This is a genomic window from Prosthecobacter sp. (genome assembly GCF_046154365.1).
Lineage (GTDB): Bacteria > Verrucomicrobiota > Verrucomicrobiia > Verrucomicrobiales > Verrucomicrobiaceae > Prosthecobacter.
Genome location: NZ_JBJXFV010000216.1, coordinates 1 through 20,860, shown reverse-complemented (window position 1 = coordinate 20,860; position 20,860 = coordinate 1). Strand labels below are relative to the sequence as shown.

The following is a 20,860-nucleotide window of genomic DNA, read 5'->3' as shown; positions in this document are numbered from 1 at the left end:
CGGTTATTTTGTTGGCGAGACGGTCACTAGGATCACGCCAAGCGAAGTTGCAGGCAGCCCTTCACGAAACGGTGTGAAGATGGCTGCAAGTTTGGGTTCCCCGGCCGCTACGGTGCCGCTGAGAATACATCTCTGACTGACAAAGTACGGCTGCTGCATGTTCCCCCCCCCCGCGAGGCTAAAATTCCCGCTGCCGTCCTGCTGCGTAAACTGAATTGAAGCAACGATTGCGTATTGGACGGCATCCGCAGCCATTGTCGCCTCCAATTCAGCCATCCAACCCAGTTCGCGTTTTTTAAAGGCCCTCGGCGTACCATCGAAGTCGAACTCCGTGCCGTAGCGCATCTCAGTCGGCACACCTTTCTCAGGCGGTGTACCCATTTTAAGCTTTTGGTCCGCTGCTCCTTTGCCCGTGAGCACAGCGGAAACCTTGACCCCACCAGGAAAATTTTTCGCTCGCAGCCTTTGCGCGAGCGCCTTGCGCTCCGCCGCAGTGCCAGTGGCAAACACCTTCTGCACCGCGAAGGCGGAGGCGTTTGGCATCTCGTAAATCTCAATGACTACATCAATCTGCCGCGCCTGAGCGAATAGACTGCCTGGAATGAATGTTCCAAGAATGGCGAACAAGCAGATGACGGCGTTCTTCATGTGGCAGGAGGCATTTGCAGAAAATCCGGCTAAATAAGTTTCCAGAAATCCTTGCCCGCAGACTACAGGGGCTTCCAAGAGTCTGACAAGAAGAAAGAGATGCTCAGCAAACACTCCGCGATCTGCACCGCGTTCAGCGCAGCCCCTTTGAGGAGCTGATCACCGACGACCCAGAAGGCCTGGCCGTTGTCGAGGGCACAGTCTAGGCGGAGGCGGCCGACGGCGCAATTGTCGCGACCGGCGATGTCGAGGGCGAGCGGATAGACCTTGTTTGCGGGATCGTCGAGGATGTCGAGGCCGGGGGCCTTGCTGAGCACTTCACGCGCCCATTCGCCACCGGCGGAAATCGCCATCAAATGATTTTCAGGCACGTAGTGTTCGGCACGCCAGATTTTCCGCGACTCCAGATTTTCCGTGCTTGCGCGCTCAATGGCTTGAAGCGTACGGTGTCAGCCGCATTCGGCACGATTTTCACCTGCGCCTGACCGATGTTGTTCTGCTTCTGCAACTCTGCCGCGACGCCACGCGACACTGGCAGAAATAGCGGCGCTTTTTTGCCGACACGATGCTGATAATGCCGCTTCTCCGCACCGCAGGTGGCGTTCAAATACAGCCAGCGGGTGCGCCGCCGCGCCGGCGAAACTCATCGCCCGCATCTTCCTGCACGTTTTCTCATTTCATGCCAAGTCATACTGAGATTCAGGTCGGATGAGGCATGAGCACCCTCTGGACTGAGTCCGTTGCAGTCAGCGAGAGTCATCCACAGGTATGCTGGACCAGAAGGAGTGGGCGTGAGCCTGCTGGATCACGTTGTGGTTTCTTGCGGGAGCGGCTTGCCGATGCTGTAGACCTTGAAGCCGATCTGGCGAAGCTTGTCGTGGTCGAGCAGGCTGCGGCCGTCGAAGATCCACGCGGGTTTCACCATGACTTGATAAATGGCTTCGAAGTCGAGGGCGCGGAATTCATCCCATTCGGTGAGCACCAGCAGTGCGTGCGCGCCTTTGGCGGCCTGCGCGGCGCTGGTGGCGAACTCCACGTTGGGTTCGTCGGCCTGGATGGCGAGATCTTTGCAGATCTGCGTGGTGGTGACCTTGGGGTCGTAGATCGAGATCGAGGCGCGTTCTTCCAGCAGGTCACGGCAGATGTAGATGGCGGCGGATTCGCGGGTGTCGTTGGTGTCCTTCTTGAATGCGAAGCCGAGCACGGCGATGCGCTTGCCGGTGACGGTGTTGAACAGCGCGCGCAGCACACGCTCAGAGAAGCGGTGCTTCTGCCAGTCGTTCATGATGATGACCTGGTCCCAGTAGGCGGCGACTTCCGGCAAACCGAAGTGGCCGCAGAGATAGACGAGATTAAGCACGTCCTTCTGGAAGCACGAGCCGCCGAACCCGACGGAGGCTTTGAGAAATTTCGAGCCGATGCGCGAGTCGGAGCCGATGGCGCGGGCGACTTCATCGACGTCCGCGCCGGTTTTTTCGCAGAGAGCGGAGATGCTGTTGATGGAGGAGATGCGCTGAGCCAGGAAGGCATTGGCGACGAGTTTGGACAACTCGGAAGACCACAAATTCGTCGTGAGAATGCGCTCACGCGACACCCAGTTGGCATAGACGCTGACAAGCGACTCAATGGCGGCCAGTCCGGCCTCGGTCTGCTCACCGCCGATGAGAATGCGATCGGGATTGCCGAGATCGACGACGGCAGTGCCTTCGGCGAGGAATTCAGGATTGGAGAGCACCTGATGCTGCAACCCTTTGGTATTCGCGCCGAGGATGGTCTGGATGGCCTGCGCGGTGCGCACCGGGATGGTGCTCTTTTCGACGATGATCTTTGGCTCCTCGGCCACTTCGGCGATGGTGCGCGCCACAGACTCGACAAACCGCAGGTCCGCCGCCTTGTGCGCGCCGACACCGAAGGTTTTCGTCGGCGTGTTCACGCTGACGAAGATGATGTCGGAATCGTGGATGCACTCTTTGACGGCGGTGGAGAAGAACAGATTCCTGCCACGCGCCTGACGGACGAGATCTTCAAGGCCCGGCTCATAAATGGGCAGTTCGTCGGAGTTCCAGGCCGCGATGCGGTCAGCGTTGAGGTCCACCACATCCACGCGGATGTGAGGGCATTGGGCGGCGATCATCGCCATGGTGGGTCCGCCGACATAGCCGGCGCCGATGCAGCAAATTCTCATAGTGGGAAGGGGTAGGTTGGAGCTTGGAGGCCGCGCAGGTATAGGCATAGGCGCGGTGGAGTCCATCGGACAAAGACATTTTTCGGCGGAATCAGGTTCTGGCTGAGCGAGTTAGGATAATTTTCGTTTCATAGGCAGGCGGTGCTTGCCAAGCCTTCAGGACTTCATCACAATCTCAGCCATGAAGCGTGGCGACTTCCTGAAAAATTGGGGCCTGTCCTCTTTGAAGCCGAATCTCGGCTTCATGGCAGGTCGGTTTTTCCCCAGCGAGCCAGACAAAGCCGCCCCCCTGACGCTTACCTTCAACGTGGTCCGGGACAAGACCTGCGGCAAAACCATCGAGACCAAGTATTGATCTTATTCTGGCGGGAACACTTCCCGCCAGCCTCGCATCCACCCCTAACCACCTCCAAACACCATGGGATTCGAAAACGTCGGCCAAGTATGGACTTCAGCCTCCCTCTTCCATCAGCGTCTTGGCAGCAGTTAAATTCCGTCCGCTTCACATCGAGAGTTCACAAAACTTGATGACGCGGAGTATAAATCGCAAACTCCACGCACACTCATGATTAAAGATACTGCACCCGCCGCCACGGCCAAAACAACCTCCGACAAGACGCTGAGGAGCCAAAAGCAGCCGGGCACTCCGCTGCTTCCGGGCATTGGTTCCCAGGTCAAATTCAAGGCCGGATTTCCAGAAGCATTGTCCGCAGACGACATCAATGCGCTGGAACAGCAGGCGATCCTTGAGCGGCGCGCACTGCTCACGGGGCAAGATCCGGGCACGGAGCTGAAGGAGGTGAGCGGGCTGGCGTTTTCTGGCGGTGGCATACGTTCAGCGACGTTCTGCCTGGGCATCGCGCAGGTGCTGCAACGTCGCAAGCTGCTGCACCAGTTTGATTATCTCTCCACCGTGTCCGGTGGCGGCTACTTCGGCAGTTTTTTGAGCTGCTATCTCGGCACGGGCGGCCCGGTGAAGGACGAGCAGCCGGGTGATCTGCCGCAGCAGCGTTTTAAGGCGGCTTTCGCCGCCGAGAACGGTCGTGAATCGACCGCGATCCGGCATCTGCGCAACAACAGCCGCTACCTGCTCAATGGCGGCTTGTGGGGCAGGTTGGCCGTGGCAGGGCAAGTGCTGGCTGGGGTGATTTTCAATGTGATGCTGGTGTTGCCGCTGACCCTGCTGGCCGCGCTGGGGATGAAGGTGCTGGAGGCGCACGGTTATTTTGGCAAGGCGGTGTGGCTGGTGGATGAGCCGAAAGAATTGCTCACAGGACTGCGCAACATGGAGGAGGTGTTTGGCGGCATGTTTAGCCTGCCTGGCATGCCTTCGGCTGAAAGCCTCATGGCGCTGGGGGAATCCATCGAGGCCGCGTGGTTTCCAGGCTGGCACACGCCGGCCTCATGCGTGGTCGTAGCGGCGTTCTCGGTGTTGACCGTGTTCACGCTGCTGATGCCGGTATTTCAGACCATCTCACACGGGGACCGCCCCGCGAGCACGGACGCCACCTGGCGGGTGAGCTGGGATGTGCTGACGCTGCTCACGCTGCTGTTTTCACTCGTCGCGCTGGGCCTGTGGCTGTCTCCGGCGCTGTTTCGCATTTACGGCATGACGCGTGAAGGTCTGGACGTGCTGGCGCAGTTCGAGCAGTTGCAGGGCCGGCTGGATGCGATCCTCGCGGCGGCTGGATTGTTTTTCTCCTCCGTGACGGGTTATATCTCGATGAAGCTCGAAGAACCCGGGTGGAAGAAAAAGGTGACCCACTTTGCCTTCCTCGTATCCGGCCCGGCGCTTATGGTCTGGGTGTTTCTATCCGTGGGCTGGCGCCTGATGACGCACACGCCGGACTCGTCCTGGTCCTGGCAGTCAGTGGCCTCCGTCACTGCGGTGCTGGCCGTCTGGGGCTGGCTGGGCGTGAACGTGAACACCTACTCGCCGCATGGTTACTACCGCAACCGCCTGTGTGAATGCTATCTGGCCAGCCGTGACCGCAACGAGGCCGGCTGGTTCGTGCGCACCGTCGCGCGTTGGTGGACGCAGTTGTTGTTTGGGGCGGCGGCGGCGGAGAAACAGCCCGCGCCGATCCAGTCCGGCGTGTTTGGCACGCTGCAGCAACTGCCTTTGACCGCGGTCGGTGCCAATCGCGTGCCGCCGTATCATTTGATCAACACCACCGTGAACCTGACCACCAGCGAGTCGCGTGAGCTGCGTGGCAGGAACGGCGATTTCTTCCTGATCAGTCCTCAAGTCTGCGGCAGCCCCGTGTGCGGCTATGTGAGGACACAGGAAATCGAAAAGCGTGATCCCCATGTCGATCTCGGCACCGCATTGGCGGTGTCCGGCGCGGCCGCGTCATCCAACATGGGCTGGAGGACGCTCAGCAGCCTGCGCCTGCTCATGACGCTGACGAATGTACGCCTCGGCTACTGGCTGCCGAACCCGGCGCTGAAACCCGCCTTGCCCTGGTTGCGCGGCCCTGGTCCCAAATACCTTTTCAAAGAGATGTTCGGGCTGATGAACGAGCACAACCGTTACCTGAACCTCTCCGACGGCGGTCACATCGAAAACCTCGCGGTGTACGAGCTGCTGCGCCGCCGCGTGAAGTTCATCGTGTGTGTGGATGGTGGACAGGAGTCCGGGATGGAATGCGCCGATCTCGTGCGCCTTCAGCGCTACGCCGAGATCGACCTCGGCATTCGCATGCACTTTGATCCACGCGGTCTCGCGCTCACGCCTGACGGCAACTGTCCCGCCTATGGTCTGCTTGTGCAGATCGACTACGGTGCCGGTGTGGCAGCAGGCTGGATGCTCTACGTCAAACTGGCCGTCACCGGCACCGAGCCGGCCCATGTGCTTGACTACCGGCGCGAACATCCCGAATTCCCGCATCAGAGCACCGACGACCAGTTTTTTGACGAGGCCCAGTTTGAATCCTATCGAGCGCTGGGAGAATGCGCGATGGAAAAGTTCTGCGACGCTGATCTGCTCGACTGGGAGGCTGACGTCACCCTGCAGCAATGGTTGGGCAAGCTGCGTCCCCCAGAGCTGCCGGGGAAAGATGAACCACCGGAACAGCCATCAAGCGCGGCGAATCTGCTGGTGTGAAGATTCCCGTTGGCAGTTCGGATGATCGCAGCCACTCTCCGCCCGTCTGATGAACCTCAAACCTGCCAGCCGAATCGCGATTCGTGCCGTTGTAACAACGGTACGCGCCCTTTGGCATGCCTAACTCCACGGTTTGAGGAACCTGCGCTGAAAGCGAACATCATTCGAAAACGATCAGACCCATGATGCCAGAAGGTAGCCCTCAGACCGGCACCTCCATGAGCATCCCTGACACACACCTCCAGCATCATCCCCGGCGCGGCACGCTGTGGATGCTGCTCTCGCTCACCTGCTTCACCGGCAATGCCCTGCTGCTGAAAGACCTCGCCTCGCACCGGCAGGTCGATCCGTGGATGGCGCTGAGCTTTCGTGCGGGCATCGGCCTGCTCATGACGATCGTGCTGTTCGCCCCGGCGGGAACGCTGCGGCTGCGGCGCTCGTTTCAAAACTGGCTGCTGGCCTCACGCGGTGTGCTCGGCGCACTCGGCACCGCCTGTTACTACGTCACCATCGGTCCGCTCGGCGCGGGCAAGGCCACGCTCATCGGCAATACTTGGTGCGTCTTCGCCTCGATCATGGCGGCGCTCGTGCTGCATGAAAAAATCGGGCTGGTGAAGCTCCTCGGCATCCTGTTTGCCATGAGCGGCCTCTGCCTGCTCACCGGCATGACGCCTGGCTCGCTCGCGGAGTTCGGTCATTACGAAATGATCGCGCTTAGCGGTGCCGTCCTCGCTGCCGCCGTGGTGGTGGTGATCCGGCAGCTCACACGCACGGAAACCAGCGCCACCATCTTCGCCTCGCAATGCCTCTACGGTCTGCTGCTCGCCGTGCCGTTCGCCGCATCACATTTCACCGCGCTGAACACGCTGGACATCGTCCTGCTCACTGCCGCCGCCCTATGCGCCGGTGTCGGTCAGCTCGCGATGACCGAAGGCTTCCGCTTCCTCTCCGTCGCTGCCGGTGGTGCCTTCCAAATCACCGTCCCCGTCATCATCTCGCTCTCCAGCATCGCCTTGTTTGCCGAGTCTTACACGCTGGCGCAGGCCATCGGTGGCATGCTCGTGCTCTGGGGCAGTTTTCAGACCGTGGTCGGCGGACGCAGGAGATAAATTTGCTTCCACCATCTCAACCTGATGTGCTAGCTTCCGCCCATGTCCGCTGCCGTCCGCAATCCCGACATCGCCTACGCCTATTCCACCCCGAAGCTGCCGCCGCGCATCACCGAGGAGGAATACGAAGCCGTGCTGGAAAAATCCGTCGAAAAACTCGAGTTCCGCAACGGTCAGATTATCATGATGGCCGGTGGCGGCGACACGCACAGCTTGGTGAAAGGCAATGCCATTCATCAACTCAAGGCGGCTCTCTCAAAACGCCCCTGCCGCGTCTATGACAGCGACATGAAGGTCAAAATCGAAGCCAGCAGCCTCAACACGTTCCCCGATGCCGCCATCGTCTGTGGCAAACCGCAGTTCAAAAACGACAAGCGCAACACCCTGCTCAATCCCGGTGTCCTCATCGAAGTCCTCTCCGACAGCACCGAAGCTTATGACCGTGGCGAAAAATTCTGGCATTACCGTCACTTGCCCTCGCTGCGCACCTATGTGCTCCTTTCCTCGGAACAAATTCGTGCCGAAGTCTTTGATCTCTGCGAGGACGGCACCTGGGCGCTCACCACCTTCGACGGTTTTGATGCCATCTTGAAGCTCAGGCACCACGAAATCGAAATCCCCCTCGCCGCACTTTACGAGAAAACCATTCTCGATCCCGCCTCACCACTCGAAGAGGAAGTGTAAGGCTGGCTATTTCGCCAGCTCTCCAGCCGTCCAGAACACGGCGCGATCGGTTGTGGCATCTCGAACGGCCTTGACCTGCTCGGGCGTCACCGCCGCAGCTTTGTTGCTGAAGTTTGACCGCACATAGGTCAGCACATCGGCCATCTGCTGATCATTCAGTCCCATCGGCGGCATCGGCAGCGGGGCAAGTTGCTTGAACTCCTCCCCATTCACGCGAATCGGTCCGCTGAGGCCGTGCAGCAGCATTTTGATCATGCGTTCGGGATTGCCGCCCGCCCAGTCACTGCCCGCGATGGACGGATAGATGCCAGGCAGGCCTTTGCCTTCGGGCTGGTGGCAGTTCAGGCAGAGCGCGTCATAGACGACCTTGCCGGGATGCTCCGCGACGGCCACGGCAGTCGCGATCTGTTTCACATAGGCGGCATGACTGCCCAAGCTCAATTTCGCCAACTGCGGCTGCCACAACGGCTTCAAACTCTTCACCACCTGCTTCAGCGCGTAGTCGATGAACCTGTCCGTCGGCAGGTCGAGCACCTGCACGGCCACTTCCACGGCCTCCGGCTTCAAAACGCGCGCGCAGGCCACCACAGCCTCCAATCGAACGCGCGGATGTTCATCACGCACGGCCTGGGCCAAAAGCTCCAGCGAACCAGCCGCCCGCGCTCCATAAGCACGCACACGCGCATCCTTCGCCTTCAGCAAACGCTTCACCAACTCCACACGTGGCGATTCATGCGATTCAAACACGCCGCAGACTTCCATCAGCACGCGTTCATCATCATTTTTGGCGATGAACGCATCCGCTGCCTTCAACACCGCATCCGTGGGCGCATCGAACAGCAGCCGCTTCGCCTGATAACGCGTCCAGCGCTCCGGCGACTTCAGTTGTTCGAGCAGTTCCGCCGGCTTCATCGCCGCCAGCGTCGGTTGTTTCACTGGCGCACGACCTTTGGCCGTGATGCGCCAGATGCGGCCATGTGAGCGATCACGACGCGGGTCCGCGTAGCTGGCCTGATAATGCCCGATGACCGGATTGAACCAGTCGCACAGATACATCGCACCATCCGGACCGATGCTCACGTCCACGGGCCGGAATGATGTGTCGCTCGATTTCACCAGCTTCGGCAACTGCGTGCTCTTGAAGCCCGATCCGTCGTCTGCGAGCCGATGCAGCTCCACCACGCTGCCGAAATAGCCGCCGATCAACGCACAGCCCTGAATATCATCCGGCAGCGCCTTGGTGCCGATGATGTCGATGCTCGTCGTCTTCGGATTCGTGTCGAAGAGCATGCCGGTCGGGTGATACTCATCAGGATCGGCCAGCGCCACGAGTCCGGGCACGCTGTAATAGCCTGCTGGCCGGTCACCGCTCTTGTGGAAGACCTGTTGGTAGTCATCAAACACCACGCCCCAGCAGTTGTGCCCCGCCTTGCCGCCATTGAAGTAGCCTTCCATGCGTTGCGTGCGCGGATTCAGCCGCCACACGCCCGACTTGTCGAGACGCGCGAGCCCATGGGCCGTTTCCACACGCGAAAATGCGTGCAGTCCCTGCGTGAACCACAGCGCACCATCGGGACCATGGCAGATCGAGTTGGCGAGCTGATGCGTGTCGCCAATGCCGAAGCCGGAGAACAGCACGGTCTTCTCATCGGCCTTGCCGTCGCCATTCGTGTCCTTCAAATGCACGATCTGGTCGAAGTCGCACACATACACGCCGCCCGCGCCCGGCTCCACGCCCTGCACCATCGTCAAACCTTCCGCAAAACGCGCAGACTTGTCCGCCTTGCCATCGCCATTCGTGTCTTCGAGCACGAGAATGAAATCCGACGGCTTCACACCCGGCACCGTCTGCGGATACGTCGGCGAGCAGGCCACATACAAGCGCCCGCGCTCATCCCACGAGAACTGCGTCGGCTTCGCCACGCCTTCGGCCTCGGACGCAAACAGATTGATCTCATAACCTTCCGCCACCGTGAACGTCGCCATCTGCTGCTCCGGCGTGAGAGTTGGGAGTCCCGGCTTTAGCCGGTCAATCGACGCATCGTCACTCGTTACCGAAGCCGTCTTCAGCGTGTCTAACCGGCTAAAGCCGGGACTCCGAGCCAGTGCATGAATCCGCGCATCCAGCTTTGCGACCAGCGGCTTGCGCGCTTCAAAGCTCTCCCGCAGCGACGGCGCATCCTGCGCTGGCTTGCCAAACATCTGCGTCACACGGTCACCATACACGAACGACCAGTTCGCCGGCCGCCAGCAGTCAAACCACAGCCGGTTCTTTTCCACGATCGCTTCCTTGAGTGCCGTGAGATCATCCGCATCGCTCGTGGACGCCCCAAGCTGCTGCGCAATTTCACGCGCCACCGTCCGCAGCCCCAGCGCATTCAAATGCAGCCCGTTGTCCGTGATGTGCGCCTTGGCCGCCGGAACTGACAACGGCGTGAACAGATCGACAAAGATCGCGCCGCGCTGCTTCGCGACCTCACGAACGGCCTCGGCATACGCCTTCACATCCGCATTCCGCTGCGTCAGATCCGGCGCATGTGACGCCACCGGCTTCTCAAACGGCATCGGCGATACCAGCACGAGACGCGGCGTGTGCGACGCAAACTGGTCCAGCAGCCGATGATAAGCCGATTTGAACTCCGCGATCCGCTGCCTGCCATCAAACGACTCCACCTGGCCAAATTGCACGATCACGATGCCTGCACCCGCCGCGTCGAGCTGCGCCTGCCAGTTGCCGAAGTTCAAATCACGCCACTGCTCATACACCGTGTCGCCTTCCCAGGCCATCGAGCGAAACCGCGGCTGGTTCGCCGCAAAGGCCGTGCCCAGCACCGCCTCCAGCTCACCGGATTTCTGCTCGCGCACGAAATTCTCCTGTCCCGCCATCACGATGACCTCATTCGGCTCAAGCGTGAACTTCCCACCCTGAAATGCTGCACGCTTCGCCACGTCCGCTCCCGGATTGCCGAAGCGGTTCAGCACATCCTTCTCCTCCGGCACCATCGCGTCCGGTAGCGCATCGATGGTGATGTTGCGGAAGGCGATCTGCGCCTTGCACTTGCCGTGGATTTGCAGCGCGATGAGGCCCTTCAAGTCGATCCCCGGCTCACGCTCCGTGTAGTCCACCGTGCGCACACCGTTCACGAAAAGCTGGATGCGCTGCTCCTCGGCGCGAATCATGTATTCATTCCACTCGCCCGGCTTCTCCGCCTTCTCGATCAGCTCCTTCGCCGGTTGTGCCAGCATCTTCTTGCGGCGCGATTCATCGTAGAGGCAACCCGAGTAACCCGCGCCGATGTCCGCCTGAAAGCCCGACATCTCGTTCGGCGGAGTCGGAATGCGCACGCTGCGGAACTGCACCCCGCCGTTCACAAAACCCTCCGTGCCCTCCAGCTTGTATTCGAGTTTCAGGATGAAATTCCGATACACTTTCTTCGAGGTCAGGAACTCATTCTGCGGATTCCCCTCCAACGAGCCACCGACGATTACGCCATCCTGCACGCGCCAGACTTTGGTTTTCTCGCCACCCCATCCGTTGAGTGTCTTGCCATCGAATAAGGTCACGGGCTCGGCGGAAGCAGAGATCAGCAGGGAAAACAGGGCGAGCAGGGAGAGTGTGCGCATGGTTGGAAAGGGGTGGGCGGATCAAACGCGGCTTGCCGTCGGATGCATGCGCAAAGTTTCTGCAAACATCCCCGGCCAACGTATGTTCTTTTCCAACCATGCGCCTGATCGCCTTCCTCTGCCTCATCACCACCGTCGTCTTTGCCCAGACCGAAGCGGATTTCATCACGAACACACGCCAGCTCACGTTTGAGGGCAAAAGAAGCGGTGAGGGCTACTTTTCCGCTGACGGCTCGAAGATGATCTTCCAGTCCGAGCGTGAGGAGGGGAATCCGTTTTATCAGATCTACCTGATGGACCTCGAAACGGGCGATCAGGAGCGGCTTTCGCCCGGCATGGGCAAGACGACCTGCGCGTGGATTCATCCCGATGGCAAACGTGTGCTCTTTGCCTCCACCCACACTGATCCCGACTCGAAAAAGCTCCAGCAGGCCGAGTATGACGAGCGGAAGAACACCAAGGTGCGCCGCTACGCCTGGGACTACGACGAGCACTACGACATCTGGGAATACACGCTGGCCGATAAGAAGCTCAAGAACCTCACCAACACGCGTGGATACGACGCGGAAGGCGGTTGGTCGCCCGATGGCAAGAAAATCGTCTTCGCGAGCAATCGCGCGGCTTATGAAGGCAAGCTGAGCAAGGAGGACGAGGAACGCCTGAAGATCGACAAGCAGTACTTCATGGAGATCTACACCGCTGACGCGGATGGCTCGAACGTGAAGCGCCTCACCGAAGTGCCCGGTTATGATGGCGGTCCGTTCTTCAGCGCGGATGGCAAGCGCATCTGCTGGCGTCGCTTCACGCCAAAAGGCGATGTGGCCGAGGTGTGGACCATGAACACCGATGGCAGCGATCAAAAAGCCATCACCAAGCTCGGCGCGATGAGCTGGGCACCGTATTTTCATCCCAGCGGCGAGTATTTGATCTTCACCACGAACCTCAATGGCTTCGCCAACTTCGAACTCTACATCGCCGATGCCGCCGGCAAGCACGCGCCGGTCCGTGTGACCACCACGGATGGTTTTGACGGCCTGCCCGTCTTCACACCCGATGGCAAAAAGCTCTCATGGACCAGCGGACGTAGCTCTGGCGGTGCCTCGCAGATTTACATGGCGGATTGGGATCACGATCATGCGCGGGTGGCGTTGGGGCTGGGTCAAGAGGTCAAGATCGTCAAGGAGGTCAAGACGCCCGATTTCGCGCTCACTGCTGCCGACATTCGCGACACCGATCTCAAACAACACGTCACCTACCTTGCCAGCGATGAACTCGGTGGCCGCCTCACGGGCACCGATGGCGAAAAGCTCGCCACGCAGTATTTCGCGGATGTGGCGAAGCAGATTGGCCTCGCAGCTTTCGGCGATAACGACACCTACTTCGACAACTTCGACTTCACCGCAGGTGTCGCGCTCGGCGAAGGCAATGCTTTGAGTCTCAATGGCAGCGAATTGAAGGTGGAACAGGACTGGAAGCCTCTTTCCTTCTCCCAAAACGGCGAAGTGAAAGAGGCTGGCATCGTTTTCGCTGGTTACGGCATCGAAACTCCCGAGGAAGCCACCGGCACCGATGGCAAGAAGATCGAGACCTACAGCAGCTACGCGCATCTTGAGGTGAAGGACAAATGGGTGCTCGTCTTCCGCTATTTGCCTGAAGGCATCACGCAAGAGCGGCGCAATGAACTCAGTCGCTACTCCAGCCTGCGCTACAAAGCGCTCACCGCACGGCAGAAGGGCGCTCGTGGATTGATCGTGGTCAGCGGACCGAATTCCAAGGTCGTGCAGCAGCTCGCGCCGATGACGTTTGATGCATCACTCGCCACCAGCGGCATCGCGGCGATCAGCATCACCGATGCCGTTGGAGACAAACTACTCGCCAGCGCTGGCAAGAAATTGAAGGACCTTCAGGACAAGCTCGACAATGGCGATCTCATGGGCGGGATCGAATGCACTGGCCTCAAGCTCGGGGCGAAGATCGTCATCCAGCAGGAGAAGAAGAAGGGTCGCAACGTGCTCGCGGTGCTGCCTTATGGCGACAGACCTGATCCACACGTCGCTCCGCTGATTGTCGGCGCGCATATTGATCATCTCGGCAGCAGCGGTGGCTCCAATTCACGCGCCAAGGGCGATGAAGTGAACAAAATCCATCACGGTGCCGATGACAATGCCTCCGGTGTCGGTGGCGTGCTCGAAATTGCTCAGTGGCTGGCCGATTTGAAGAAGCTGGGCAAGCTGACGCTGAAACGCGACATCATTTTCGCCGCGTGGAGCGGCGAAGAACTCGGCTTGCTCGGCAGCAATCACTTCGTCGAGGCCTACGCGAAGATGATCAAGGGCGATGCGAATGCCAAGCTCACCGGTATGTTCGCCGCGTGCCTGAACATGGACATGATCGGCCGCTTTCAGAAGTCCGTCGTGCTCCAGGGCCTCGGCTCCAGCTCAATGTGGGCGAAGGAGATCGAAAAGCGGAACGCGCCCATCGGCCTGCCAATCACCACGCAAAACGACGCCCATCTGCCCACCGACAGCACCGCGTTTTATTTGAAGGGCATTCCCACGCTCAACGCCTTCACCGGCGCTCATGCCGATTATCACATGCCGAGTGACACCGCTGACAAGATTGACTATCCGAATGCCACGAAGATCACGAAACTCATGGGTCTGATCGCTCGTGGCATCGCTACCGCCGACGCCGCGCCAGATTACGTCGCCATGGAAGCGCCGAAAAACTCCGGCGTGCGCACCGGTCTCCGCGCCTACCTCGGCACCATCCCCGACTACGCTCAGGGCGACACCAAAGGTGTCAAACTCAGCGGCGTCTCCCCCATCGGCCCCGCTGCCAAAGCGGGCGTCAAAGCGGGCGACATCATCATCAAGCTCGGCGGCAAGGACATCGCGAACATCTACGACTACACCTATGTCATGGGCGATTTGAAGATCGGCAAGGAAACGACGATCACCGTGCAGCGTGAGGGCAAGAGTGTGGATTTGAAGATCATGCCGGGGTCGCGGGATTGATGATGCGGGATTGATGATTGCCAATTTGGAGCGCCAGAACTAACATCCAGCCATGAGCGCAGCGGCCCTTGCAGCACCTGAACCAACAGTAGCATCTCCAGCGCAGGAGAATGTGGAGGAAACCTATTTCAAAGAGCGAGGAAAGCCCATGCCTGGCTCAGAACACGCCATTTGCCAGATGCGCCTTGGAAATCAGTTCATGAAATCCGGTGACCACCTTGTGTTCAGCGAGCTCAATCTCGAATTGGACGGTAGGCGCATTGTGCCGGATATCTGCGTCTATCAACGCAAGAACGAGGCAGCGGTGCGCAATCGCATTTGGGTCACGGAAGCGCCGCAGATCGCCGTCGAGATCATTTCCCCCAGCCAGACCATCGAGGAGATGACCGCCAAGATTGAATTCCTACTCGCCGGCGGCGTTCCCAGCGTGTGGCTCTTGATCCCATTTGCCCGTGTCATTTCGATCTACCAGAAATCCGCCGCACTGCTCAGCGCGACTTCTGGCATTCTCACCGATCCCGTTACTGGCCTCTCGGTGAATGTGGACGAGGTGTTTGCGTGACTCACGGCCTGAACATGAACTCCGTCGTGTTCAGCAGCGCCCACGCCACGTCTGAATCTGCCGCTGCATGATGCGAGATCGCAGACCGTTCGCGTTCCGAAGCTTCGCGGCCCAGCAATTCGAGAAACAGATCGTCGGCGCTGCCACGTCTGGTGGTGGCCTTCTCGACGAGTTTGTCATTCATCATGAAGCGAACGAGTTCGTGTGAAATGGGTGTCAGGCTTTCATCGGTCCATTCGCGGGTGCCGCGACCGAGCATGCGAAGGGGATGGCCGGCAGGTGGCACCTGCGGGATTTGGAGATCAAACTCGCCGGTAACGACCTTCCAAATGACTTCGCAAGGCAGGCGGCGGATTTGCGGAGCCGGGGCGAGGTAACAGCCGTTCCAGTTCGTGTTGTAGTCGAAGCCAGAGCGCCCGTAGGCGTTGGTGCGGGCGAGGATGCGCTGGAATTTACCGAGGCGGCCGCCGCAGCGAATAAACTCCTCGATGAGCACCTTGGTGGCCTGGGAGAAATCGCCAGCAGTGTTGATACCCAGGTCAATCCAGGTGGCGCTGCCGCGTGGTGGGACTGTGGAGCAGCTTCGGGGGCTTTGACCAGGTTTTGGATCGAGCTGAAGGTCATGCCATGAAGGCGCATCGTCCACGCCACCCACCGATTGCTTCAATGTTCGGCCCGGCATGCCGAACAGGCTGTGCCAAATCCGCAGGGAGGCCACCATCGCGAAACGCCGACCTTCCTCACCCTGCACGATCCACTTCGAGACTTGGGTGAGCTGGTCTTCTTCGTCGGGGAGGTAGGGCCGATAGCCAGACAACTTGAGGACTGCTGGCTGGACTACATCTCCAGGTTTGCCGTAGCGATATTTGTAGTCGTTCGGCAACCGCACTGCATTTTTATCTGCGAAGCAAGCCGCGAACTCGTAGCACTCTTGTTGGGTATGGCTGTTGAAAGCGTGATCGTGGCACATGGCGCAGTGAATATCCTCACCCAATATGGAGTAGGCCGTCTCCACACTGGTGCGCATGGCATTGCCGCCGTCGCGATGACGCATGCGGCCACCACCAATCATGTAGTCGATGATTTCGGCATACGGACGATCCTCCGCCGTCGCTTGCCGCAGCCATCCGATGACTTCGGCATCGTCCTTCACGCGAAACGCCTCCGCCAGCATGCGGAAGCGCACTTCGGCGGCTCCGGGTTCGCCAGCAAGGGTGTCGGTGAGTTTGGCGTGTTTATCGGGCGACTGGTCGGCCAGAAAAGTGCGCACTTCTGATGGGCGCGGCAGCCTTCCGGCCAGGTCAATGCACGCACGGCGCAGGAAGGTGGTGTCGTCGGCCTTGGGTGGCAGTGGCGGGCAGTTCATCTGCTGCAATTGAGGCAGCACCATTTCGTAATCATGCATCAGGGCGTAGTCGATGCGTGCGGCGCTTTGCTCCAGAGTGTCTGCGAAGGCGGTGGTGAGGCAGGCAAGGCAGCAGAGCAGGTGTTTCATGCGGTCTCAAACGACCGGCTGACTTGTTTCGTTAGTGTTGCCTGTTTCTCTGCAACAACGACCGCCCTGTTCCGCAGGAACAGGGCAACTTTCAGGGAGCTTGCGCAGCCCGATCGACTCGCTAAGGAACGCGTCCCATGAAAATCCTCGTCACAGGCAAAGGCGGACGCGAACATGCACTCATTACGGCTCTGAGCGAGTCGCCGCAGAAGCATGAGCTGTTCGCGTATCCAGGCAGCGATGCCATTGAGGCGCTGGCAACTCGGGTGGACGTGGCGGGATTGCCGGAATTGATCGCATGGATGACGCAGAATGGCATCGACCTCTGTGTGGCGGGCGAGGAGGCATTGCTGGTGAAGGATCGTGGGCTTTCGAATCTGTGCGCCGAGGCGGGGATTCCGTGTTGGGGGCCGAAGAAAGAGATCGCGCAGCTTGAGGCGTCGAAAACGTTCGCGAAGAAGTTTTTGCAGCGTCACGGCATCCCGACAGCGGATTTCACGATCTGCACGAACGCGGCAGAGGCCAAGGCGGCGCTGACGGAGCTGCCCATCGTGCTGAAGTTCGACGGACTGGCCGCTGGCAAGGGTGTGGCGGTTTGCACGGACAAGGCGGAGGCGGAAGCATTCGTCGATGACGTGATGGAGAAGCGCTGCTTCGGCGCGGGCGACCTGCTGGTCGAAAAGTGCCTCACGGGGCCGGAGATTTCGGTGTTCGCGTCGGTGTGTGATGAATCGTATCAAATCCTCATGCCAGCGCGTGACTACAAGCGCATTCGCGACAACGACCAGGGGCCAAACACGGGCGGCATGGGCGCGGTGGCGTCGCTGGAGCTGGCGGAACCGGCGTTGATGCAACGGATCGAGCGCGAGATCGTGCAGCCGACGGTGCAGGGCATCTTGAAGGACGGTCTGAAGTATCGCGGCTTCCTCTACTTCGGACTCATGCTCACTTCCACCGGGCCGCAGGTGATCGAGTACAACTGCCGCTTCGGCGATCCTGAAGCCGAGGCCGTGCTGCCGATGCTGCGCGGTGATTTCGCGACGTATGCGTTTGAGGCAGCGAAGGGCAATCTGAAGCCCGAGCTGATTCAATTTGCGCCCGGCTGGAGCATCTGTGTGATCACGGCAAGCGCCGGTTATCCCGCGTCATCCCACAGTGGCGATGTGATTTCAGGTTTGGACGCCGTGAACGGCGCACGCGTGTATCACTGCGGCACGAAGCGGAATGCAGGCGGCCAGTTTGAGACGAACGGCGGTCGTGTGCTCGCCGTGGTGGCGCATGGCGTGACGCGGGTCGAAGCGCGGGAGAAAGCGTATGCCGAGAGTGCGAAGATCACGTTTGATGGCATGCAGCGGCGCTCGGACATCGGGAAGATGCACTTTGAGTGAAGTGACTCTGCTGTAGGTTGGGTGTGGCGATAGCCCGCCCGACGTGAAGCGTGCGCTCAAGTCGGGCGGGCTAAAGCCACACCCGACCTACTTTTTCGCCAAGCGCTCATCACTCTCCAAGTGCCCGGCCCAGCCGAAGTGGCAGCGGAACTCGAAGCAGTCGCGCATTTGCTCGAAGGGGCCGCTCCATGCGGGTTTGTTGGAGGCGACGGTGATGTCTGATGGCGCGAAGCCGGTGATGGGGAGGCGCTGGATGGCGAAGGCGTCGTTGAGGAGGCGAGTTTTTTTCCAATTGAGGCCCATGAGCTGGGCGCTGACGCAATCGACGGCGACGGGATGCGTTCCGGCGAGGATGACGCCGCTTTCAACGGGATCGCAGGACATGGGGCCGTCGCCATCGCCGCCGATGATGCCATCGACGATGGTGAGATAGCGCAGCGGCTTCTCGCGGCGTCTGCCGGTGCCGTCGAAGTAGAAGAAGCACTTGTGCAGATCGAGGATCATGCGCCAGGCGGTGTTGTTGCCGTGCCAGTTGCCTGAGCGGACGACTTCCTTGGTGTCGCCAAAGATGACGCGGCCAAGTTTTTTCAGCGGGACGAAGAGTTTGGAGAGGAAGAAGCGGCCAAAGAGGATTTTCTTGGCGGTGCGCATGAGCGTGCCTTCGAGGGCGCGTTTGGCGGAGGATTCGGCGAATTGATCGCCGCCTTCAGCGGGCGTGCCTTCGGTGTGGCGCGGCAGCCAGTTGGTGCGCGGCGTGGTGCCGACGAGATTTTTGAGCGCGACGGTGAGGCCGACTTTTTTGTGCGTCTTGAGCTTGGGAATGTTGATGAGCACGTCCGCGTTCATCGGCGTGCGGCAGATGCGGTATTCGTGATGCGGGTCGGTGTGCTGGCGATTCGTCGTGGCGAAGTCGAAGGAGGCTCCATAGAGTTTGCCGAGGCCGGGATGGCCGAGGAATTCGCTGTCGGCATCGAGGTGGATGTCCACGGCGCCGGAGGGATCGCTGGGCAGTTCTCGTTTGGCGATGGTGACGCCGTCGTCGATGGTCCACTCCTCGCAGCGCATGTCGAAGAGCAGGAAGGCGATGCCAGGGAACTCCAGCGTGAGATCGGTGATGAGATCGTCGAGGCGGTGAAGACTGCGGATTGTGGCGAACGACGAATCGCTCTGCGGCGCATCGCACAGCGTGACGGAGCCATGGCCTTGGAGCTTGTTCGCGGCCCAGCGGGCGACTTCGCGCACGACAGCAGGATGCGTGATGATGGTGAGCCAGCCGTTTTCATCCTCGGGCTTGCTGGCGTTGTGTTCTTTGACCCAGTTTGGCTTGAGAACGACGCGGTCGCCTGGCTTGATGAAATCTCCGGGCAGTTCGAGCGCGGCGATGGCGGCTTCGATTTGCTGACGCAGGGCGGAGGCGTCGTCGTAGTCGGCCTTGCCGCTGAAGACAGAGACCTTGGGGGAGCCGAACGAGGAAGGGGAGAGCGTGTTCACCATGAAGTGGCACCCTTTAAGAGTGGCACGTTCTCTTTGCAACGCTGTGGCAGCCGCCGAATCTCCGCCGCATGAAGAAGGGGCTGCTGATCTTGGGCATGGCGCTGGCCTTTGCAGGTGCGGTCGTCTGGCTCTGGCCACGACCGAGGCCAAGGCCGCTCGATCCGGCGTTTCAGCGTCTCACGCCGCTAGAAATGGCCACGCTGCCGCTGGCGGTGCGGTTCGACATGCCGCTGGGATCGGAGCATGGCGCGTTCACCTACAATGCGCGGGCGTTTCGCATCTCGCGGCACTTGGGGGATGATTTGAACGGCATCGGCGGTGAAAATTCTGACCTGGGCGATCCGGTTTACGCGGCGGGGGCCGGGCGGGTGGTCTATGCAGGCATTCCGCATCAAACCTGGGGGAAGATGGTCATCATCGCGCATCGGCTGCCGGAGGGTGATGAACTTGGGCCGGTGGTGCAGACGATGTATGCGCATCTGGAGTCAATCCACGTACGCACGGGGCAGGGGGTGCAGCGCGGTGAGCCGATCGGCACGGTGGGCACGGCGGACGGCGCGTATCTGGCGCATCTGCACTTTGAGGTGCGCCTTGGGCCGTATGTGAATCCAGGGCAGGGGTATGCGGACACGGCGTTGAACCGGGTTGCTCCTGAGCAGTTCATTCGAGCACACCGGGGAGCCGAAGCGGAGATTCTCAATCCAGCGCCCCGCAAAGAATGAAAGTTTGAAAAGAATACTGGCTGGCAGGTCGTTTGGAGGCGTCATTCCATGCCCGTTGTCTTTCATCCCATGCGCCTGCCCTGCCTGTTCTGCTTGCTGATCCTCCTCACGCCGCCGGCTCAGGCCCAGCCGGCGACATTGACGCCGCCGCAGCTCACCTGTGAAGCGCTGTGCGCGGAACTGGCCGGTGCCATCCGTGCGAATCCTGAGAGGCTGGTGATGCGGCTGGAGGAGGCGCTGGTCATCAATGAGGCCTGCGCCGGGGAGCTGGTGACGACGGCGATTGACGCCGTGAATGCTGACCCCGCGCTGGTGCGCAAGATTGTGGAGACGGCGCTGGAGATCGCGCCTGGCCGGACGGCGCTGATCACGGCGGCGGCGGCGAACTACTCGGCACCGGTCGTGGTCGTAGCGTCGGATGAAGCCATGCGCAGCCTGGAAGCGGCGGACGCGGTGAAGATGAAGCGGCTGCCGGGGGAGGAGGTGCGGCGCGCGGAGCTTCCGCTGGTCAAGCGCAGCATTCCCATCGTGGAAGTGCGGCGGGCGCAACTGCCGGCCGCAGCGCGGCGGGTGGAGCAGCAGCCGGCGGCACCGTTCAACCTGCTGAGCGTGCCGAGGGCCAAGCCGCTGGGGAAGTAGCGTGTATTACTCACGCTTGGTGGTGGAGGCTGGTTTCCCTGTGTGCGTGCTCAGTGCTCAGTCAATGTCATTAAGTTAAGAAGGAGTTCCCGCAGATTCAGAAAACCCGCAGATTGGGATCCGGAAAAAAATCTGCGGGTTATCTGAATCTGCGGGAACACATCTTGAGAAGTGCCTTAACTTAATG

16 protein-coding genes are annotated in these 20,860 nt (G+C 60.3%); 9 read left to right on the top strand and 7 right to left on the bottom strand.

The features are described from left to right. Positions 1 to 3: 3 nt before the first annotated feature. From ACKVY0_RS27345 to ACKVY0_RS27330, 4 genes are all read right to left on the bottom strand, one after another. Positions 4 to 648 (bottom strand): hypothetical protein, encoded by a 645-nt coding sequence (locus ACKVY0_RS27345; RefSeq protein ID WP_409218049.1) that lies wholly within the window; start codon positions 646 to 648, stop codon positions 4 to 6. A 62-nt stretch (positions 649 to 710) separates the two neighbouring features. After that, the gene (locus ACKVY0_RS27340) at positions 711 to 1,001 is read right to left on the bottom strand and encodes an Asd/ArgC dimerization domain-containing protein (protein WP_409218048.1); all 291 of its coding nucleotides are present in this window, start codon (positions 999 to 1,001) and stop codon (positions 711 to 713) included. Continuing rightward, the gene (locus tag ACKVY0_RS27335; RefSeq protein ID WP_409218047.1) at positions 1,001 to 1,255 is read right to left on the bottom strand and encodes a hypothetical protein; all 255 of its coding nucleotides are present in this window, start codon (positions 1,253 to 1,255) and stop codon (positions 1,001 to 1,003) included. The genes ACKVY0_RS27340 and ACKVY0_RS27335 overlap by 1 nt, the downstream gene beginning before the upstream one ends. 198 nt (positions 1,256 to 1,453) lie before the next feature. Next, positions 1,454 to 2,833, bottom strand: a complete 1,380-nt coding sequence (locus tag ACKVY0_RS27330; protein ID WP_409218046.1) for a UDP-glucose 6-dehydrogenase — start codon at positions 2,831 to 2,833, stop codon at positions 1,454 to 1,456. A gap of 181 nt (positions 2,834 to 3,014) precedes the next feature. Between ACKVY0_RS27330 and ACKVY0_RS27325 the strand changes: the two genes are divergently transcribed. From ACKVY0_RS27325 to ACKVY0_RS27310, 4 genes are all read left to right on the top strand, one after another. Beyond that, positions 3,015 to 3,188 carry a hypothetical protein gene (locus tag ACKVY0_RS27325; protein WP_409218045.1) on the top strand — a complete coding sequence of 58 codons (174 nt, stop codon included), beginning with the start codon at positions 3,015 to 3,017 and terminating at the stop codon, positions 3,186 to 3,188. A 210-nt stretch (positions 3,189 to 3,398) separates the two neighbouring features. Beyond that, positions 3,399 to 5,939 (top strand): hypothetical protein, encoded by a 2,541-nt coding sequence (locus ACKVY0_RS27320; protein WP_409218044.1) that lies wholly within the window; start codon positions 3,399 to 3,401, stop codon positions 5,937 to 5,939. Between the two features lie 218 nt (positions 5,940 to 6,157). Then, positions 6,158 to 7,048 carry a DMT family transporter gene (locus ACKVY0_RS27315; RefSeq protein ID WP_409218043.1) on the top strand — a complete coding sequence of 297 codons (891 nt, stop codon included), beginning with the start codon at positions 6,158 to 6,160 and terminating at the stop codon, positions 7,046 to 7,048. 42 nt (positions 7,049 to 7,090) lie between these two features. Then, positions 7,091 to 7,732 (top strand): Uma2 family endonuclease, encoded by a 642-nt coding sequence (locus ACKVY0_RS27310; protein WP_409218042.1) that lies wholly within the window; start codon positions 7,091 to 7,093, stop codon positions 7,730 to 7,732. A 6-nt stretch (positions 7,733 to 7,738) separates the two neighbouring features. Here the strand turns inward: ACKVY0_RS27310 and ACKVY0_RS27305 are convergent, their stop codons facing one another. Next, on the bottom strand, positions 7,739 to 11,356 hold the full coding sequence (locus tag ACKVY0_RS27305) for a PVC-type heme-binding CxxCH protein (protein WP_409218041.1): 3,618 nt from the start codon (positions 11,354 to 11,356) through the stop codon (positions 7,739 to 7,741). A 98-nt stretch (positions 11,357 to 11,454) separates the two neighbouring features. Here ACKVY0_RS27305 and ACKVY0_RS27300 point away from each other — a divergent pair, with 98 nt between their 5' ends. Both ACKVY0_RS27300 and ACKVY0_RS27295 read left to right on the top strand, forming a co-directional pair. Beyond that, entirely contained in the window at positions 11,455 to 14,373 is a 2,919-nt protein-coding gene (locus tag ACKVY0_RS27300) for a M28 family peptidase (RefSeq protein WP_409218040.1), read from the top strand. Between the two features lie 52 nt (positions 14,374 to 14,425). Further along, entirely contained in the window at positions 14,426 to 14,935 is a 510-nt protein-coding gene (locus ACKVY0_RS27295; protein ID WP_409218039.1) for a Uma2 family endonuclease, read from the top strand. A gap of 1 nt (position 14,936) precedes the next feature. Here ACKVY0_RS27295 and ACKVY0_RS27290 read toward each other — a convergent pair whose 3' ends face one another. Next, the gene (locus ACKVY0_RS27290; RefSeq protein ID WP_409218038.1) at positions 14,937 to 16,430 is read right to left on the bottom strand and encodes a DUF1549 domain-containing protein; all 1,494 of its coding nucleotides are present in this window, start codon (positions 16,428 to 16,430) and stop codon (positions 14,937 to 14,939) included. A 137-nt stretch (positions 16,431 to 16,567) separates the two neighbouring features. Between ACKVY0_RS27290 and purD the strand changes: the two genes are divergently transcribed. After that, entirely contained in the window at positions 16,568 to 17,818 is a 1,251-nt protein-coding gene (gene purD, locus ACKVY0_RS27285) for a phosphoribosylamine--glycine ligase (protein WP_409218037.1), read from the top strand. An 87-nt stretch (positions 17,819 to 17,905) separates the two neighbouring features. Here the strand turns inward: purD and ACKVY0_RS27280 are convergent, their stop codons facing one another. Further along, complete coding sequence (locus ACKVY0_RS27280) at positions 17,906 to 19,312, bottom strand: DUF362 domain-containing protein (RefSeq protein ID WP_409218036.1); 1,407 nt, start codon at positions 19,310 to 19,312, stop codon at positions 17,906 to 17,908. A 68-nt stretch (positions 19,313 to 19,380) separates the two neighbouring features. On the opposite strand from ACKVY0_RS27280, the gene ACKVY0_RS27275 reads away from it, so the two are divergent. Both ACKVY0_RS27275 and ACKVY0_RS27270 read left to right on the top strand, forming a co-directional pair. Further along, positions 19,381 to 20,034 (top strand): M23 family metallopeptidase, encoded by a 654-nt coding sequence (locus ACKVY0_RS27275; RefSeq protein ID WP_409218035.1) that lies wholly within the window; start codon positions 19,381 to 19,383, stop codon positions 20,032 to 20,034. Between the two features lie 69 nt (positions 20,035 to 20,103). Beyond that, positions 20,104 to 20,673 carry a hypothetical protein gene (locus ACKVY0_RS27270; RefSeq protein WP_409218034.1) on the top strand — a complete coding sequence of 190 codons (570 nt, stop codon included), beginning with the start codon at positions 20,104 to 20,106 and terminating at the stop codon, positions 20,671 to 20,673. Positions 20,674 to 20,860 lie beyond the last annotated feature (187 nt).

Bases quoted from the DNA above. Each gene is read 5' to 3' on its own strand.
- ACKVY0_RS27290 (WP_409218038.1), bottom strand. From the start codon at position 16,430: ATGAAACACCTGCTCTGCTGCCTTGCCTGCCTCACCACCGCCTTCGCA.
- ACKVY0_RS27345 (WP_409218049.1), bottom strand. From the start codon at position 648: ATGAAGAACGCCGTCATCTGCTTGTTCGCCATTCTTGGAACATTCATT.
- ACKVY0_RS27315 (WP_409218043.1), top strand. From the start codon at position 6,158: ATGAGCATCCCTGACACACACCTCCAGCATCATCCCCGGCGCGGCACG.
- ACKVY0_RS27300 (WP_409218040.1), top strand. From the start codon at position 11,455: ATGCGCCTGATCGCCTTCCTCTGCCTCATCACCACCGTCGTCTTTGCC.
- ACKVY0_RS27330 (WP_409218046.1), bottom strand. From the start codon at position 2,833: ATGAGAATTTGCTGCATCGGCGCCGGCTATGTCGGCGGACCCACCATG.
- purD (WP_409218037.1), top strand. From the start codon at position 16,568: ATGAAAATCCTCGTCACAGGCAAAGGCGGACGCGAACATGCACTCATT.
- ACKVY0_RS27270 (WP_409218034.1), top strand. From the start codon at position 20,104: ATGCGCCTGCCCTGCCTGTTCTGCTTGCTGATCCTCCTCACGCCGCCG.
- ACKVY0_RS27295 (WP_409218039.1), top strand. From the start codon at position 14,426: ATGAGCGCAGCGGCCCTTGCAGCACCTGAACCAACAGTAGCATCTCCA.
- ACKVY0_RS27340 (WP_409218048.1), bottom strand. From the start codon at position 1,001: ATGGCGATTTCCGCCGGTGGCGAATGGGCGCGTGAAGTGCTCAGCAAG.
- ACKVY0_RS27305 (WP_409218041.1), bottom strand. From the start codon at position 11,356: ATGCGCACACTCTCCCTGCTCGCCCTGTTTTCCCTGCTGATCTCTGCT.
- ACKVY0_RS27310 (WP_409218042.1), top strand. From the start codon at position 7,091: ATGTCCGCTGCCGTCCGCAATCCCGACATCGCCTACGCCTATTCCACC.
- ACKVY0_RS27280 (WP_409218036.1), bottom strand. From the start codon at position 19,312: ATGGTGAACACGCTCTCCCCTTCCTCGTTCGGCTCCCCCAAGGTCTCT.
- ACKVY0_RS27275 (WP_409218035.1), top strand. From the start codon at position 19,381: ATGAAGAAGGGGCTGCTGATCTTGGGCATGGCGCTGGCCTTTGCAGGT.
- ACKVY0_RS27320 (WP_409218044.1), top strand. From the start codon at position 3,399: ATGATTAAAGATACTGCACCCGCCGCCACGGCCAAAACAACCTCCGAC.
- ACKVY0_RS27325 (WP_409218045.1), top strand. From the start codon at position 3,015: ATGAAGCGTGGCGACTTCCTGAAAAATTGGGGCCTGTCCTCTTTGAAG.